At 52.1% G+C, this 16,838-nt stretch carries 17 protein-coding genes; all 17 read left to right on the top strand.

Annotation, left to right across the window (positions count from 1 at the left end):
* Window positions 1-106: 106 nt before the first annotated feature.
* The 17 genes from A7K91_RS20215 (at window position 107) to A7K91_RS20135 (ending at window position 16,767) form a co-directional block, all read left to right on the top strand.
* Window positions 107-1,177 carry a D-alanine--D-alanine ligase family protein gene (locus tag A7K91_RS20215; RefSeq protein WP_082967627.1) on the top strand — a complete coding sequence of 357 codons (1,071 nt, stop codon included), beginning with the start codon at window positions 107-109 and terminating at the stop codon, window positions 1,175-1,177.
* Between the two features lie 9 nt (window positions 1,178-1,186).
* A complete protein-coding gene (gene alr, locus A7K91_RS20210) occupies window positions 1,187-2,293 on the top strand; it encodes an alanine racemase (protein ID WP_068686106.1) in 1,107 nt (368 codons plus the stop codon).
* A 17-nt stretch (window positions 2,294-2,310) separates the two neighbouring features.
* Window positions 2,311-3,183, top strand: a complete 873-nt coding sequence (locus A7K91_RS20205; protein ID WP_156739709.1) for a D-alanyl-D-alanine carboxypeptidase family protein — start codon at window positions 2,311-2,313, stop codon at window positions 3,181-3,183.
* Complete coding sequence (locus A7K91_RS20200; RefSeq protein WP_068686104.1) at window positions 3,180-4,319, top strand: acyltransferase family protein; 1,140 nt, start codon at window positions 3,180-3,182, stop codon at window positions 4,317-4,319. Before A7K91_RS20205 ends, A7K91_RS20200 begins: the two co-directional genes overlap by 4 nt.
* Before the next feature lie 175 nt (window positions 4,320-4,494).
* Complete coding sequence (gene upp, locus A7K91_RS20195; RefSeq protein WP_068686102.1) at window positions 4,495-5,130, top strand: uracil phosphoribosyltransferase; 636 nt, start codon at window positions 4,495-4,497, stop codon at window positions 5,128-5,130.
* Window positions 5,131-5,163: 33 nt separating this feature from the next.
* A complete protein-coding gene (gene wecB / locus A7K91_RS20190; RefSeq protein ID WP_068686100.1) occupies window positions 5,164-6,324 on the top strand; it encodes a non-hydrolyzing UDP-N-acetylglucosamine 2-epimerase in 1,161 nt (386 codons plus the stop codon).
* A 180-nt stretch (window positions 6,325-6,504) separates the two neighbouring features.
* Window positions 6,505-6,738, top strand: a complete 234-nt coding sequence (locus A7K91_RS20185) for an AtpZ/AtpI family protein (protein ID WP_068686098.1) — start codon at window positions 6,505-6,507, stop codon at window positions 6,736-6,738.
* Window positions 6,731-7,114: an ATP synthase subunit I gene (locus tag A7K91_RS20180; RefSeq protein ID WP_068686096.1), complete on the top strand. Its 384-nt coding sequence runs from the start codon at window positions 6,731-6,733 to the stop codon at window positions 7,112-7,114. Before A7K91_RS20185 ends, A7K91_RS20180 begins: the two co-directional genes overlap by 8 nt.
* A 9-nt stretch (window positions 7,115-7,123) precedes the next feature.
* Window positions 7,124-7,900 carry a F0F1 ATP synthase subunit A gene (gene atpB, locus A7K91_RS20175; RefSeq protein ID WP_068686094.1) on the top strand — a complete coding sequence of 259 codons (777 nt, stop codon included), beginning with the start codon at window positions 7,124-7,126 and terminating at the stop codon, window positions 7,898-7,900.
* A 147-nt stretch (window positions 7,901-8,047) separates the two neighbouring features.
* The gene (gene atpE, locus A7K91_RS20170) at window positions 8,048-8,260 is read left to right on the top strand and encodes a F0F1 ATP synthase subunit C (RefSeq protein WP_068686092.1); all 213 of its coding nucleotides are present in this window, start codon (window positions 8,048-8,050) and stop codon (window positions 8,258-8,260) included.
* 92 nt (window positions 8,261-8,352) lie between these two features.
* Window positions 8,353-8,835 (top strand): F0F1 ATP synthase subunit B, encoded by a 483-nt coding sequence (gene atpF / locus A7K91_RS20165; protein WP_068686091.1) that lies wholly within the window; start codon window positions 8,353-8,355, stop codon window positions 8,833-8,835.
* Window positions 8,832-9,380 (top strand): F0F1 ATP synthase subunit delta, encoded by a 549-nt coding sequence (locus tag A7K91_RS20160; protein ID WP_068686089.1) that lies wholly within the window; start codon window positions 8,832-8,834, stop codon window positions 9,378-9,380. Before atpF ends, A7K91_RS20160 begins: the two co-directional genes overlap by 4 nt.
* Before the next feature lie 15 nt (window positions 9,381-9,395).
* Window positions 9,396-10,901, top strand: a complete 1,506-nt coding sequence (gene atpA, locus A7K91_RS20155) for a F0F1 ATP synthase subunit alpha (protein ID WP_068686087.1) — start codon at window positions 9,396-9,398, stop codon at window positions 10,899-10,901.
* A gap of 183 nt (window positions 10,902-11,084) precedes the next feature.
* Window positions 11,085-11,945 carry an ATP synthase F1 subunit gamma gene (gene atpG, locus A7K91_RS20150; RefSeq protein WP_068686085.1) on the top strand — a complete coding sequence of 287 codons (861 nt, stop codon included), beginning with the start codon at window positions 11,085-11,087 and terminating at the stop codon, window positions 11,943-11,945.
* Between the two features lie 32 nt (window positions 11,946-11,977).
* The gene (gene atpD, locus A7K91_RS20145; RefSeq protein ID WP_068686083.1) at window positions 11,978-13,381 is read left to right on the top strand and encodes a F0F1 ATP synthase subunit beta; all 1,404 of its coding nucleotides are present in this window, start codon (window positions 11,978-11,980) and stop codon (window positions 13,379-13,381) included.
* 205 nt (window positions 13,382-13,586) lie between these two features.
* Entirely contained in the window at window positions 13,587-13,985 is a 399-nt protein-coding gene (locus tag A7K91_RS20140) for a F0F1 ATP synthase subunit epsilon (RefSeq protein WP_068686081.1), read from the top strand.
* 559 nt (window positions 13,986-14,544) lie between these two features.
* Complete coding sequence (locus A7K91_RS20135) at window positions 14,545-16,767, top strand: methyl-accepting chemotaxis protein (RefSeq protein WP_068686079.1); 2,223 nt, start codon at window positions 14,545-14,547, stop codon at window positions 16,765-16,767.
* Window positions 16,768-16,838 lie beyond the last annotated feature (71 nt).

Raw genomic sequence — 16,838 nt, 5'->3', positions numbered from 1 at the left:
AATTCGTTAAGCTTTTTTTATGGTTTGCTTATAAGCCTCTTAACGTTGGAGCGGTATCTTATAGACAAGGATATCGAGACACGCGGGGAGGTTTTTTGTTGTGAAAATGAAGGTGTTTGTGTTGTACGGAGGGCGTTCGGCAGAGCATGAGGTTTCGCTGCGCACGGCATTTACGGTGCTTGGGTCAATGGATAGGAGCCGGTATGACGTTTATCCGGTCTATATAACAACAGACGGGCTATGGAGCTGCAACGGGGCCATGAAGGAACCGTTTGCCAGCAAGGAGGAGCTGGTTCTGACGGCGGCAGGCGGCGACCCTGCAGGCAGTATTGGAGAGGTATTGAGCCGTTATTTCAGTCTTCCGGGAAAAAAAGCGGTCCTGCCGCTGCTGCATGGCTCCTACGGCGAAGATGGCACGGTGCAAGGACTGCTGGAGCTGCTGGATATTCCATATGTCGGCAACGGGGTTTTGTCCGCCGCTCTGACTTTGGATAAAGCAATGTGCAAAAAGGTGCTGGAGCAGGAGGGCATTGCGCAAACCAGACATGTCACCCTCAGCCCGGAGCAGTGGCTTGATGGAAGGGAAGACGTGATGGACTGGATAGAGGGAGAGGTCGGCTATCCTTGTTATGTAAAGCCGGCATCTCTTGGCTCCAGCATTGGAATCAGCCGCTGTCCGTCGCGAAGCGAGCTGGAAGCAGGTATTGTCCAGGCGTTTCGCTATGATCGCAAGCTGGTCGTGGAGACAGAAATTGTTGGGCGGGAAATACAGGTCGCCGTGATGGGCAACGGGGCGCCCGTGGCTTCGCTGCCGGGGGAATTTTTGCATGGTGTTGATTTCTTCGATTTTCAAGCCAAATATATGGATCAAAGCTTGAGAATGTCGGTTCCGGCGGAGCTGCCATCTCATTTGCTGGAGGAGATTCGGACGCTTGCGCTTAGAGCTTATATAGCGCTTGATTGCGCTGGTCTGGCGCGGGTTGATTTTTTTGTCGATGGACAAGGCGGTATCTTTTTGAACGAAATTAATGCATTGCCGGGATTTACGGGGACCAGCATGTATCCCGTCATGTGGGAGCGCACCTCGGGTATTCCATATGGCGAATTGCTGGATCGTCTGCTGGACTACGGCATTGCCAGACATGAAGAAAAACGACGGCTTCAATTTGCGAGGTAGGGTGAGGTCATGGGAAGAGGAACAGTTGCGGAAATCAGCTTGGGCGCTATCCGGGATAATGTAAAGGCCATCAGGGACGCGCTTCCGGATGGAGTGAGGCTAATGGCGGTGGTCAAAGCAAACGGCTACGGCCATGGCGCGGCGGAGTCCGCCCGGATGGCCGTTGACGGAGGCGCGGAACGGCTGGCGGTTGCTTATTTGGAGGAAGCGCTGGATTTGAGGGCTGAAGGTATTGAATTGCCGATTTTAATACTGACGCCTATTCACCCCGCCGATGTGCTTCAGGCGCTGCGTCACGAGCTGATGATCACGGTTGCGGGAGCGGATTGGTTTGACGCCATGCGCAAGGAGCTTGGAGGTAAGCTGCCCGGCAAGCTTAAGGTTCATATCAAGGCGGATACGGGCCTTGGCAGACTTGGCTTGCGCAGTCTGGAGGAATGGGAGGCGCTTGTGCCCTGGCTGAAGGCCGACGATATCGAGGTGGATGGGTTCTATACCCACTTTGCGACGGCGGGCAAAGCGGATACGTCCTTCCTGGAACGGCAATACGTCCGTTTTCAGGAGATGCTGGGCTGGTGTGCGGCGTCTGGCATTCAGCCTCGCCATTGCCATTGCGCCGGAAGCGCCGCTGCCTTGCGGTTTCCGGGCCTCTCTATGGATATGGTTCGGATTGGCGCAGCCATGTATGGGTTTAGTCCGGCCAAGCCCAGCCTTGAGATTGCTTTGAAGCCGGCGATGGCTTTGAAAAGCAGCCTGATTGCGGTCAGGAAGCTTGTAGCTGGAGAAAGCCTTGGCTACGACAACTCCTACACGGCAAGCGGGGAAGAGTGGATTGGAACGGTGCCGATTGGTTATGCCGATGGCTGGCATCAAGGGCTGCGGCATGCGGAGGTGCTTGTTGAAGGACAGAGAGCTCCGATAGTCGGCAAGATATGTATGGACCAGCTAATGGTCAAGCTGCCGCGGGCATGTCCTGCGGGAACGCCTGTAGTGCTAATCGGGAATCAGGGCGGCAATTGCATTGCGGCAGCCGAGCTTGCCATGCATCTGAGCAGCGTGCCGCAGGAGGTATCCTCATCCCTGTCCCCGCGAGTTGAGAGGGTTTATATTTCATAAAGGGGAAGGTGAAGCTTGTGAGGGCTGTCAAGGTTGGGCTGATGAAGGGACTGAAGAAAAATTGGAGCGTCGGGACCGAACGAATAAACAAGGAGCAGCATGCCCGACGGGTTAGGCTTGAACTGAGCAGAGATGATATTCACAGAGGGAAGCTGCTCTTGGTCAACCGTAATCACCCTGTAGTGGCTCAACCATCGGATGATGAGCTTGAGCCTGCGTTAAAGGCGGGGTGCTTTGCCCTTCTGGAGGATCGCATCCTTTTGGAATCGGAATGTTTGAAGATGCTTGCCTCATTGATTAAGGCTGCCGGTGGAGAAACGGACATTATGGCGGTCAGCGGTTACCGGACACGGCAGGAGCAGGAGGAGATTTACGAAACGTCGCTTGCGGAAAATGGTCCGCTTTATACATCCCAATACGTAGCATATCCGGGCTGCAGCGAACACCAGACGGGTCTTGCCGTTGATGTTGGTCTTGCGGGCACTCCTCTTGATTTCATCGCTCCCGCTTTTCCGGACGAGGGAGCATGCCTCGCTTTCAAGCAAAAGGCGGCGGATTATGGCTTTATCCAGCGGTATAAGGAAGGCAAGGAGTCCATTACCTCCATTGCCTGCGAGCCTTGGCATTTTCGCTATGTCGGTACTCCCCATAGCCAATTGATTCAGGAGATGGATTTATGTCTGGAGGAATACCTTGCCTTTATCAAGACATTTACACCGCAGAATGGCTGCCTGACCTGGAGCGGGAACGGTGAGATCTGTGATATTTTGTACGTGGAGGCGGGTGGGCAGGGTGCATCCATTCAACTGCCGGACTGTGACGCCTTTGCTGTATCCGGCAACAATATGGACGGTTATATCATTACAATGACCAGAAGGGCTGCTACATGATAGATCAAACCCGGCTAACCCGTTCTTCCAAAAGACAATACGGCGGCGTTCAATACATGAGAGTTATTGCGGCGCTGCTGGTTGTTGCGGTGCACACCGGACCACTGTTGTCCTGGGGAGAAGACGCCGACTTCTGGCTGACCGGCGCGTTGGCCCGCCTTGCGGTGCCTTTTTTCTTTATGGCGTCCGGCTTTTTCTTTTTTCGAAAAGTCAGCGGGAATACCGCTGCCGATTTTTCTCTGCTTCTGGGCTACTTGCGAAAAGTGGCGCTAATCTATGTTGCAGCCATTCTTATCTATCTTCCCTTCAACGCATATAAGGGGGATTTCAAGGGAGAGCTTTCGGCGGCCGTAGTGATCCGAGATTTGCTAATGGACGGAACCTTTTATCATTTGTGGTATCTTCCCGCGCTGATTTTCGGCATGGCGATTGTATACGCCCTTTACCGGCTGTTGCCCCTTTGGGCGGCTGGAGCCGCAGCGGCGCTGCTGTATGCCATTGGTCTATTGGGCGACAGTTATTATGGATGGTCGGCCGGAATTCCGGTCCTGAACGGGCTGTACGAATCGATGTTTCAATGGATGGACTATACCCGCAACGGTTTCTTTTTTGCCCCGCCGTTTCTGGTGCTTGGTCTGCTGGCGGCAAGGCGGGAGCAAGCGACGCATCGTCAGGAGAAGCGTTATGAAGCTGGTAATGTTCCACGACGGGTCCGGCATTCTGCCCCATGGACCCGGAGCCGTTGGCTTGCTATGGGATTGTTTGCCGCTGCTCTCGCTCTTTTGCTTGTCGAAGCGTATTGGCTTCGGGAGGTAGGATGGCCAAGGCATGACAGTATGTATGCGATGCTTTTGCCGGCAGTGTGGTGCATGTTTCATCTCTCGTTGCGGGTTTCCGTCCGTTATCGGGCTTTGCTTGGCTCGTTCAGCCTGTGGCTGTATCTGCTGCATCCCGCCGGAATCGTAGCAGTTCGGCTCGTTGCCCGTGTGGCAGGGGCGGAGAAGCTGCTGATCGGACAAACGCTGGTCCACTTCGCGGCGGTAGTGCTGGTCTCCTCCGCTGCGGCCTGGGTGATGTCGGCTATGGTTCCACACGGTACTGCATTCATTCAAAACCGCTCTCGCTCCGGGAAATAAGTTTCCGGTGCGGGCAAGCGGTTTTTTTGCGCTCGGAGAGGGAGCGGTTTGCGCCTTACATTTTTTTAGGCTGGCAGGATGCAACGGCTATAGTACAATGCTATAATGAATGGGATTGTGACCATGCTACAGACATGGCCGCCCCACAAAGGAAACCTGGGAGGAATTGCGCTCCATGAGCAAAAGCAAAGTAGTTATTTGCGAGCATCCCCTGATTCAGCATAAACTGACGTTTATCCGGAACCAGGAAACCAACACGAAGGATTTTCGTGAATTGGTGGATGAAGTCGCGACCTTAATGGCGTATGAAATTACGAGAGATCTTCCGCTGGACACGATAAGCGTGCGTACCCCCGTAGCGGAAACCGAAGCCAAAGTCATCTCCGGCAGAATGGTGGGCCTCGTGCCGATCCTGCGCGCAGGCTTGGGCATGGTAGAAGGCATCCTGAAGCTGATTCCTTCCGCCAAAGTAGGCCATATCGGCCTGGCGCGGGATCATGAGACGCTGCTGCCGCGCGAATACTATATTAATCTGCCTACCGATGCCCATGAGCGTCTGCTGATCGTAATCGATCCCATGCTGGCGACGGGCGGTTCTGCCATTGCAGCCATTTCCTCGCTTAAGCAGCGCTCCTGCGAGCAAATCAAGCTGATGTGCCTTATTGCGGCGCCAGAAGGCGTGCGCGCGGTTCAGGAAGCGCATCCCGACGTGGATATTTACATTGCCGCGCTGGACGAGCGTCTCAATGAAAAGGGCTATATTATTCCTGGTCTGGGCGATGCCGGAGACCGGATGTTCGGCACAAACTAGGATGTCTTGATTAAGAGGTAGGAGTGGAAACTTTTGACCAAACTAAAAGTAATGACGATATTCGGAACGCGTCCGGAAGCCATCAAGATGGCGCCATTGGTGCTGGAGCTTCAGCGTCGAGAGGAAGAGATTGAATCGCTGGTATGCGTGACGGCCCAGCATCGCCAAATGCTGGACCAGGTTCTTGATTTTTTTGAGATCAAACCTAATTACGATTTGAATGTTATGAAGGAACGCCAGACGCTGACGGAGACTACTGTACGCGTGCTGGAGGGGCTTGAGCCAGTGCTGGAGGAAGCCAAACCCGATATTGTGCTGGTGCATGGCGATACCCAAACGACGTTTCTGGCAAGCTACGCTGCCTTTTTGAAAAAAATCAAGGTTGGACATGTTGAAGCGGGACTTCGCACCTGGAACAAAATGTCCCCGTATCCCGAGGAAATGAACCGTCAGCTGGCAGGCGTTCTGAGCGATGTTCATTTTGCCCCGACGGACTGGTCGGCGAATAACCTGCGCAAGGAAAATAAGTCCGAAGAAAGCATTTATGTGACGGGCAATACCGCAACGGATGTGTTTCAATATACGGTGGATGATTCCTTCACCCATCCCGTATTGGAATGGAGCAAGGGAAAACGGCTGATCCTGATGACGGCCCATCGGCGCGAAGCGCTGGGCGAGCCCCATCGCAACATCTTCCGCGCGGTCAAACGGATTGCGGATGAGCACGAGGATATTGCTATTGTATACGCGGTTCACCTCAACCCTGCGGTTAGGGAGCCGGCTAATGAAATTTTGGGGAATCACCCCCGTATTCGCTTGATTGAGCCGCTGGATGTTTTTGAATTCCATAACTTCTATCCTCATGCTTACTTCATTATGACGGATTCCGGCGGGCTGCAGGAGGAAGCGCCTTCTTTTGGCGTACCGACGCTGGTGCTTCGCGATACGACGGAGCGGCCCGAGGGGATCAAAGCCGGAACGCTTGAGCTGGTAGGCACGGATGAGGAGACGGTTTATTCAAGGGCCAAGGCGCTCCTTAATGATACAGCTCTGTATTGCCGGATGAGCCAGGCGGCCAACCCGTATGGAGATGGAGCTGCATCGGAACGAATTGTGGACGGGATTTTGCATCATTTTGGGAAAAGAAAGGAAAGGCCTCAGGCGTTCACAAAAAGTTCACAAATTACGGAATAGTGACGGATATGTGGCAAAATATACAGCGTACAGTAGCGCTGTACGGTTTGTAAAACCTGAGAGACCTTGTCCCGCAAGGGTTTTGACGCCCTAAATGCGAGAATACGCATGGGAATTACAATTGACAAACCTTTATCCGCTTGGATAAAATAAATGAGGATTGACAGGGGTTGGAGACCTATGAACGGAAAGGGCAAACAAGACAATCCATGGAAAGCTGCGGCGCTTGTCGGAGCTTTGGGCATCGATGTCGGAGTATGTGTTCTTCTGGGTTATTGGCTCGGCTCAATGGCAGGCAACCTTTATGGCGATCCCAAGCAATGGATGGCCGGAGGACTGCTGGTCGGTCTTGCCGTCGGTCTGCTTTCAGCTATTCTGATTGTCAGGAAGGTGTTGAAGGACTCCGATGGATAACATTATGAAAACGGCGACGATCTGGTTGCTTTACCTGTTGTCGGCATGTCTCATCCTGTGGGCGTTTTTGCCGGACATCAGGACCGTGTCGCTTGGAATTGCTTCCGGTCTTGCGGTCAGCGCCATGAATGCGTTTTTATTGAGACGCAGGGTTGGCATGATAGCGGAGGCCGCGATGCAGGAAAAAGCAAGAAGAAAGGGAATTGGCTTTGGCAGCCGGATCGCTTCCGTGCTGCTGCTTGCGATGATCGCGTACCGATACCCGGACATTATTAATATGCCGGCAGCCTTGTCGGGAACTATGATCATGCCTTTTCTGATTCTGGCGGCAGCCATTATGCACACGATGAAAGAAAACAGCAGCGGAAAGGGGTGATACTGTACTATGCATTTATTCCCCATTGTAGAATGGAATGGTCTCAAATTTGATTTGTCTGCAATATTCGCCATTCTGGTTTCTTGTGTCATTACGTTTGTAGTGGCGCGGCTGGCGGTTCGCAATCTCTCGGTGGAAAATCCATCCAAGATGCAAAACTTTATGGAGTGGGTTGCGGAATTTATGCATTCCACCATCGCGAGCTCCATGCCGGTTCACAAGGTAAGGCCTTATCTGGCTCTGGGTATGACATTGATTATGTTCATTTTTATATCCAACCTGCTGGGACTGCCGTTACTGGTCGTGACCGATATTCATGAGCCGATGGAATGGCTTGGCATTACCGCGGACTACTTGAACAGCCACGGCGGAGCCGCTCATATGGCTTGGTGGAAATCCCCTACAGCCGACTTGTCGGTAACGGCGGGACTTGCGCTTGTGGTGTTTGTTCTGGTCCATTATCTGGGTCTAAAACTGAACCGCAAGCATTACCTTCACCATTATCTGCATCCATATCCGGTGTTTTTGCCCGTCAACATCATTGAGACGTTTGCAAAACCGCTTACGCTGGCGCTGCGGCTATACGCCAACATTTACGCAGGCGAGGTTTTGATCTCGACGATTCTCAAAATCGGGTACTTCGGCATTCCGTTTATGATCGCTTGGCAAGGCTTCAGTATTTTTGTCGGCGCTATTCAGGCGTTCCTGTTTACGGTGCTTACGATGGTTTATATCTCGCAGGCGACCGTGCATGACGATCATGAGCAGGTGGAGCACAAGCATTAGCGCCCATTACTTGCAAGGCAACAAGCTTTGGTTATCGAAATGATTTGTTTTCGGTCATCCAGGGTTCCATATACCCAAAAGCAAGACAAGCTTTATGCAAAACCGAATTTACTAAAAAACAACATATTTTCGAGGAGGATTTTCAAAATGGAAGTATTGGCAGCAGCAATCGCAGTAGGTCTGGGCGCTATCGGCGCAGGTATCGGTAACGGTATGATCGTCAGCAAAACGGTTGAAGGCATCGCGCGTCAGCCTGAGCAAAAATCCGCACTTCAAACAACCATGTTTATCGGCGCCGGTATCGTCGAAGTAGTACCAATCATCGGCGTAGTTATCGGTTTCTTGGCTTTCTTCAGATAAGCAGCAGAACTGAGCGATTGGCGGGGAAGGCCTAGCCCTCTTCGCCTTTGTTTTGATTACTGGTCACCCAGAAACGGGAAGGGAGTGCGAATATGGATTTTCATCCAACAAGCACCATCATTACGATCATTTCTTTTATTGCACTGTATCTGGCGCTTAATAAATGGGCGTTTGGTCCACTGTTTGGTGTTATGGAAAAGCGCAGACAGCTGATCCTTGAGCAGATGAATACGGCTGAATCCAGCCGCAAGCAAGCCGAGGAATCGCTGCAGGAGCAGAAAGCCGCTCTTGATCAGGCTCGCAAGGAAGCGTACGGCATTCTGGAGCAAGCAAGATCTACAAGCTCCAAGCAGGCTGAGGAGATTGTGCAGACGGCCAAAAACGAGGCGGATCGCCTTAAGGATGCCGCGCTTAAAGATATTGAAAGCGAGAAAAACAAAGCGATTGCCGCACTTCGTACAGAGGTTGGCGGTATTTCCGTAAAAATTGCCTCCAAAATTATTGAGAAGCAAGTGGATGAAAAGTCGCAGGAGCAGCTTGTTGACCAATATCTGAAAGAGGTTGGAAGCAAATGAGCCGCGACACGGTAGTAGCGAAGCGCTACGGCAAGGCGATGTTTGAGCTGGCTTCTTCCGAGGGTATTGTTCCCGAAGTGGAAGAGCAGCTTAAGCTGATCGCCGAATCGTTGAAGCAGGATGCCGAAATCGGCAAATTTCTTTCCCTTCCAAACGTAGATACCTCCAAAAAAGTGGAGGCGCTGAAGTCCGCTTTTGGCGGCCAGCTCTCCCAGGTCGTTCTGAACGCGCTTGTGCTTATCCTGTCGCGTGGACGGGAGTCTATTCTGGAAGCGGTGTACGAAGCCTACACGAGGATTGCAGCCCAGGCTCTTGGCCAGGCTCATGCTACCGTCTATACGGCCAAAGCGCTGACGGAGCAGGAGCTGAGCGGAGTAGAGGCTCAATTCGGAGGCATTACAGGTAAAAAAATTATTGCTGAGCAAATTGTCGAGCCGGCGCTGCTGGGCGGCATTCAAGTCCGCATCGGAGACCGTCTGTATGACGGTAGCTTGTCCGGCAAGCTGGATCGTTTACAAAAAACGCTAAATTCTAAAGCATTGTAGATAGGGGTGAGCGAATTGAGTATTAGACCTGATGAAATCAGCACGCTGATTAAGCAACAGATCGAACAATATAAATCCGAAATTCAAGTCGTGGATGTTGGCACTGTCATCACCGTCGGTGACGGTATCGCACGCGTACACGGCCTCGAAAATGCGATGCAGGGCGAATTGCTGGAATTCGCAAACGGCGTAGTGGGCATGGCCCTTAACCTTGAGGAAAGCAATGTCGGTGTCGTTATCCTCGGTCCATACACGGATATCCGCGAAGGCGACCAGGTAAAACGTACTGGCCGCATCATGGAGGTTCCGGTTGGCGAAGCGCTGCTGGGCCGCGTTGTGAACCCTCTGGGACAGCCGCTTGACGGCAAAGGCCCAATCAACACTACAGAAACTCGTGCAATTGAATCACCGGCTCCGGGCGTTATCGACCGGAAATCCGTTCACGAGCCTATGCAAACGGGCATCAAGGCAATCGACGCGATGGTGCCAATCGGCCGCGGCCAGCGCGAGCTGATTATCGGCGACCGCCAAACAGGTAAAACGGCGATTGCGATTGACGCGATCATCAACCAAAAAGGCAACGGTGTAAAATGTATTTACGTTGCCGTTGGCCAAAAGCAATCCACTGTTGCAAACGTTGTGGAAACCCTTCGCCGCCACGGCGCGATGGATTACACCATCGTTGTAACGGCCGGCGCTTCCGAGCCTGCTCCGTTGTTGTTCCTGGCTCCTTATGCAGGCTGCACAATGGGTGAATATTTCATGTACAAGGGCGAGCACGTCCTGATCATTTATGATGACTTGTCGAAGCAAGCTGCCGCGTATCGCGAGCTTTCCTTGCTGCTTCGCCGTCCGCCGGGCCGCGAGGCTTATCCGGGCGACGTATTCTACCTGCATTCCCGCTTGCTGGAACGTGCGGCCAAGCTGAGCGACAAGCTCGGCGGCGGTTCTTTGACCGCCCTGCCGTTTATCGAAACTCAAGCATCAGACGTATCGGCCTATATTCCGACAAACGTTATCTCTATTACGGACGGCCAGATCTTCCTTGAAGCGGATCTGTTCTACTCCGGCCAACGTCCAGCGGTTAACGTCGGTATTTCCGTATCCCGCGTAGGCGGCTCTGCGCAGATCAAGGCGATGAAGAAGGTTGCCGGTACGCTGCGTCTGGACCTTGCGGCATACCGCGAGCTGCAGGCCTTTGCCCAGTTCGGCTCCGACCTGGACAAATCGACGCTTGCCCGTCTGAACCGCGGCGCTCGCACCATGGAAATTCTGAAGCAAAACGTCAACCAGCCTATGCCGGTTGAAAAGCAGGTTATTTCCATCTATTCGGCTGTTAAAGGCCATTTGGACGATATTGCCGTCGATAAAATTCTCCGCTTTGAAAGAGAATTCCATTCATTCCTGGATTCAAACCATCCGGAAATCGGCGCTTCAATCCGCGATACCAAAGATATGGTGCCGGATAATGAAAAGGCGCTTGTTGACGCGATCAATAAATTCAAAAAAAGCTTTGCCTAAAAGTGTAACCATAGGGAGTATAAGTTGAAACGGTGCGTTTATCACGGCCGTGTTAAACGCAGGTCAGCCTTCAAAAGGCTGTAATTCAGCAGTCTGCGCGGGCAGCCGAAAGGATATGCTGCGCAGATCCCTTTACTACGCCCGGCAGTTTACGCTCCGGGCAACGAAGGCGGGTGAAATGAAATGGCAAAAGGCATGCGCGATATTAAACGCGAAATTAAGAGCAAGCAAAATATGAAGCAAATCACCAAAGCGATGGAGATGGTAGCAGCCTCCAAGCTCAGAAGAGCGCAGGAAGCGGCTGTATCGGCGCGTCCTTACGCCGATAAGCTGAAAGAGGTTGTTGCCAGCATCGCCGCATCTTCTACGGATGTGAAGCATCCTATGCTGGAATCGCGGCCGATCAAAAAGACGGGATATCTCGTTATTACCTCCGATCGTGGTCTTGCTGGCGGCTACAACGCCAATATTTTGCGTAAATTGACGCAAACCATTGCGCAAAAGCATTCCTCCAGCGATGAATATGCCTTATTCGTTATCGGACGCAAAGGCCGTGATTACTTCCGCCGGCGCAATATGCCAATGGTTGACGAAGTCATCGGTTTGTCGGATGCTCCCGTATTTGCGGATATCAAAACCATTGCAGCTGCGGCGGTAAGCATGTTTGCAGACGGCAGCTACGATGAGTTGTACATTTATTACAACAAATTCGTTAATGCTCTTACGCAAATTCCGACAGAAACCCGTCTGCTGCCTCTGGATGCGATTAGCGAAGGCGCAACGGTTTCCACTTACGAGTATGAGCCATCGCCTGAAGGCGTGTTGGAAGCACTGCTGCCTAAATATGCGGAAACGCTGATCTACAGCGCCCTGCTAGACGGCAAAGCAAGTGAATTCGGCGCCCGTATGACTGCGATGGGCAGCGCAACGAAAAATGCTACAACGATGATCAACCAACTGACGCTTACGTACAACCGGGCGCGTCAGGCTGCGATTACCCAGGAAATAACGGAAATCGTTGCGGGAGCTAGTGCACAGTCGTAAGTTCATATAAGAAGGAAGCAGGAGGGAAAGCAATGAAAAAAGGACGCGTTGTATCCGTCATGGGCCCGGTCGTCGACCTTGAGTTCGAACGCGGCAACTTGCCGGAAATTCTGAACGCCGTCAAGATTCAACAAGCGGCTACAGCTGGCGGTGTAGATATCAATCTGACGCTTGAGGTTGCCGTTCATCTCGGCGATAACCTGGTGCGTGCCGTTGCGATGAGCACAACGGATGGTCTGGTTCGCGGCATGGAGGCCGTTGATACCGGAGCTCCGATTACGATTCCAGTAGGCACGGCTACCCTAGGCCGCGTATTTAACGTTCTGGGCGAGCCGATTGACGAAGCTGGCGATGTAACTTCCGACGTGAATTTGCCAATTCACCGTCAAGCGCCTGCGTTCGACGAGCTGTCGACGCAATCCGAAATTCTGGAAACCGGCATCAAGGTTATCGACTTGCTTGCTCCATACGCCAAAGGCGGTAAAATCGGCCTGTTCGGCGGCGCTGGCGTAGGTAAAACGGTTACCATCCAAGAGCTTATCAACAACATTGCCCAGGAGCATGGCGGTATTTCCGTATTTGCCGGCGTAGGCGAGCGTACTCGCGAAGGCAATGACTTGTATCATGAGATGAAAGACTCCGGCGTATTGTCCAAAACGGCAATGGTATTCGGACAAATGAACGAACCGCCGGGCGCGCGTCAACGCGTAGCTTTGACAGGTCTGACCATGGCGGAGTTTTTCCGTGATGAAGAAGGCCGCGACGTATTGCTGTTCGTCGACAATATCTTCCGTTTCACGCAAGCAGGCTCCGAGGTATCCGCCCTTCTCGGACGTATGCCTTCCGCGGTAGGCTACCAGCCAACCCTGGCAACAGAAATGGGCCAGCTGCAAGAGCGTATTACTTCGACGAAAAAAGGTTCCGTAACATCCATTCAGGCGATCTACGTTCCTGCGGATGACTATACGGATCCGGCTCCTGCAACAACGTTTGCCCACTTGGACGCAACGACAAACCTGGAGCGTAAAATTTCCGAAATGGGTATCTTCCCAGCGGTTGACCCGCTTGCTTCGTCTTCCCGTATCCTGAACCCGGATGTGCTTGGCGAAGAGCATTACAATGTTGCTCAAGGCGTTAAGAAAATTCTTCAACGCTACAAAGAGCTTCAAGATATTATCGCGATCCTCGGTATGGACGAGCTTAGCGAAGAAGACAAGATTACAGTTGCGCGCGCGCGCAGAATCCAATTGTTCCTGTCTCAGCCGTTCCACGTTGCCGAGCCGTTTACAGGCATTAAAGGCAAATACGTGCCGGTTAAAGAATCGGTTCGCAGCTTTAAGGAAATTCTCGAGGGCAAATATGACCATCTTCCGGAAGAAGCTTTCCGTTATGTAGGTGTCATTGAAGAAGCCGTGGAGAAAGCCAGCACGCTTTAGAGGTCGGTCAAAAAGTCCAATTTCCATTACGAAGTATGCCAAGCGGCATAGTCAGCGTCGAATATGGGATTCAGCCGAAATGTCCGGTGCTCACGTAGCTAAAACTACGCTCCGCTCCTCCATTTCTAGCTTCATCCCATCTTCTCGGTACTGAAAACCGTACTTTTTGAACATGAACTAATAGCGAAAGGCGGGAGGAATCCACATGAGTACCTTTTTGGTAGAAATCGTAACGCCTGAGCGCAAGGTCTACGAAGAGACGGCGAACATGGTTGTGGTTACAGGCGTGGAAGGCGAGCTTGGCATATTGCCAAACCATATTCCGCTTGTTACTCCGCTTCGCATCGCTCCCGTAACGATCAAACGCAATGGCACTGTTGATATCGTAGCCGTAAACGGCGGCTTTGTAGAAGTCCGCAAGGATAAAATCATTATTCTTGCGGAAAGTGCGGAGCTTGCCAGAGATATTAATATCGAGCGTGCCGAAGCTGCCAAGCAGCGTGCGGAGCAGCGGTTAGCTGCCAGACGCGATGAGGTTGACTTCCGGCGTGCAGAGATGGCTCTGCAGCGCGCGATGAACCGCCTTCATGTGCGGGGCAAATAAATAAAGGCTAACAGCCTGAAAAAACCTGTGATGTCCAACCGGATATTGCAGGTTTTTTGCGTGAAAAAAATCGGCTCAACCGTTTAATCAGCGCTTGATTTCATCGAGCAAGAGTGTTGAATACGGAAGACGGTAACCTTCTTCTCAAAATGGACGTCGATAGCTGCCGTTTACCCGTATGCAGTCCCACCTGCCGTCACCGATGACCGTTAGAGCCTCAAATGGACACATTAGCTTTGAGCAACGGTCACCCGTGTCCTTTAGACGCTAAAAAGCCGCGTTTTGGGGCTGAATCTAAGCTCTTACGGTCATGCCTGACCATTACAAATGCACATTTCATCAAATCCAGCCTTTAAAGGTCAAGAATATCCGTAGCGCGCAGCTAGCTTCCGACCATGGTACTACTTGCAGACACCTCGTATGCGATATTGTTCATACATATTTCGACAAATAAATTATAAAATTATCACAAAAAAACAAATGATTATGTTAAGATAGTTCACATACAAAGAGATAAGTGAAGTCAAGCTTATCACTCGCAGAGATGGAGGGGAGCGGCATGTATGATTGGCTGGGCTTTAAGACGGGGTTTCCATTATGGATATCCTGGCAACTTAACAAGGATTTAAAAGTGGATGTCGAGCAAACCTTTGAGGGGTTCGCCGATACCCGCAAGGAGCTGCTAATGAGCTGGGCCTCCAGTCAGTGGTTATTAATCGAACGGCTGGGCCAAAGGATTCAGGAACATATGCCCCTGTCCGTCGAACAAGAACTATCCCCGGAGTGGCTGGGGAGAATGACAGACCTCATGAGAATGACCTACTCCAGAGCGACGGATGTTACGGAATTATTTTTAATGGATGAAGCAGGAACTGTATTGGCCTCCACCTTCACGTCACATATCGGCGCCCATTACAGCAAGGACAGCCCCTTGGCCCAAGGCCTGCAATACTTGTCGGCGGAGTCAAAGCAGCACTGCTTGTTTGGCCCTTATTCAGACCCCATGACCCTCACAATAGGACCCAGAAGCTCTTCCTTCCACGATGCGATGACATTAACCTTCATGTATTCCATTCATGTACAAAATAAAGCTGTAGCTACGCTCTGCGGACGCATCCCCAATGATGTCATTGGAGATTTGATTCAGCGTGAATCCGGCCATATTTACCCCGATTCAGGAGATAATTATGTTTTTATGGCGAAGCCCGGGCTGGAGCGGGGCATAAAGCCGGGTACAGCTCTGTCGCGCAGCCGCTTTGAGGACCGGACGTTTACGCATGGCGAAAATTTGAAGGATGGCGTAACGACAAAATGGGGGACTGTCTCCGTTCGTGAGCATACCGAGCTTGAGCTGCTTTTTACGGACCCCGCAACCGGCGAGCTGCATCCCGGCGTCGCCAAAACAATCGCCAACGGCAGCAATCTGGATGTTGCGTTTCCCGGCTACTCCGATTACAGACATATTCCGGTAATTGGAAAGGGAGTAACGTTCCAGCTTCCTCATTGTCCCGACCAATGGGGAATGATGTGCGAAGGTGATCTGGAGGAGGTCTATCGGCTTAGAAGTCTTGGCTGGCGGCAGCGCAGGTTAAGCCTCCTGCAGGTTTGGCTTCCGGCTATCGTTATTGCCGTCTTTGCCGGCATGGCAGGGGATCATTTATCGGCTTGGCAATTGGGCGGAGCCGCAGGCTTGCTGGCTTTGCTGACAGGTCTGGTCGGGATAGGTCCTTTTAAACGCAAGGAGGATACGCGTCTTGTTCGGCACATTCGCTCCTTGACCCGCTTTATCCGAATGAATGCGGAGGGAAAAGGCGATTTGACGCAGCGGCTGCCGCTCCAGCATTTTGACAACGATGAGCTTAAGGATATTGCGAAGTGGATGAACAACATGATGGATTCGCTTGAAGGGATTATGCTGCAGGTGAAGCTGGCGACCGCGGATGTTTCTGCCAGTCAGGTTGCTATGGCGGACTCGGCAGCCAACACCGTAAGCTCTACAGGTGAAGTTAACCGCCGCATAACCGACATGATAGGCAGCATCAGGCTACAGCTTCAGGATATCGAAACGGCTAAGGAAGCGGCAGATGCCATGCGTCAAACGCTGCTTGGGCTTGAGGAGCAGGCTGCCGCCCAGATTGGCGTCGCACAATCCGAGGTGGATCGAATAGGGGAAAAAATGAACCAGATCTCCCTTAAGGTCGGAGAAACCAATGCAACGGTACATAGCTTTATGGAAACCGTACAGCAGATTCAAGCTGTATTGGGAGTCATTCAGCAAATTTCCGCTCAAACCAATCTGCTTGCGCTTAATGCGTCGATTGAGGCTGCACGAGTTGGAGAGCAAGGAAAGGGCTTTGCCGTGGTTGCCAATGAAATCCGCAAGCTGGCCAATTCAACCAAGGAGTCGACGGAGGAAGTGCATGCCATCACACAAAACATCTATGCGGGAGCAAAAAGGGCATTTTCCTCTATGGAAGAAGGAACGAAGGTCGTTGAAGAAGGCAGTCAGCTTATAGCTGCGGCAATGAATACGCTGGCCGAAGCCGGAAGCGCCGATAAGCGAAAAACGGAAGCGGTAAACGAAGTGGTTGGCCTTCTTGAAAATATTGCGCTGGTGAGCCGCGAGAATAGAGAGGTATCCGCCGATGTAGAGGGAAAAGTAACGGAATTGACCGCCGAAATGGACAATGTGCAGCAAACCTCCCAAAGCGTAGAGGCGGTAACGAGGCAGCTCCAGCTGCTAATCGGCCAATTCCGGCTTACCAAAAACCGCCTTCGTTAAGCCATGCCAATAGTCTTCCAACAGATAAGGCAGAGCTCTTTCCTTGAAGGGGAATGAGATCGGCCTTAGCT

Origin of the sequence: Paenibacillus oryzae (assembly GCF_001675045.1) — a bacterium.
GTDB classification, from domain to species: Bacteria; Bacillota; Bacilli; order Paenibacillales; family Paenibacillaceae; genus Pristimantibacillus; species Pristimantibacillus oryzae.
The sequence above is the reverse complement of the archived record's forward strand: the minus strand, read 5'-3'. Positions and strand labels throughout refer to the sequence as shown.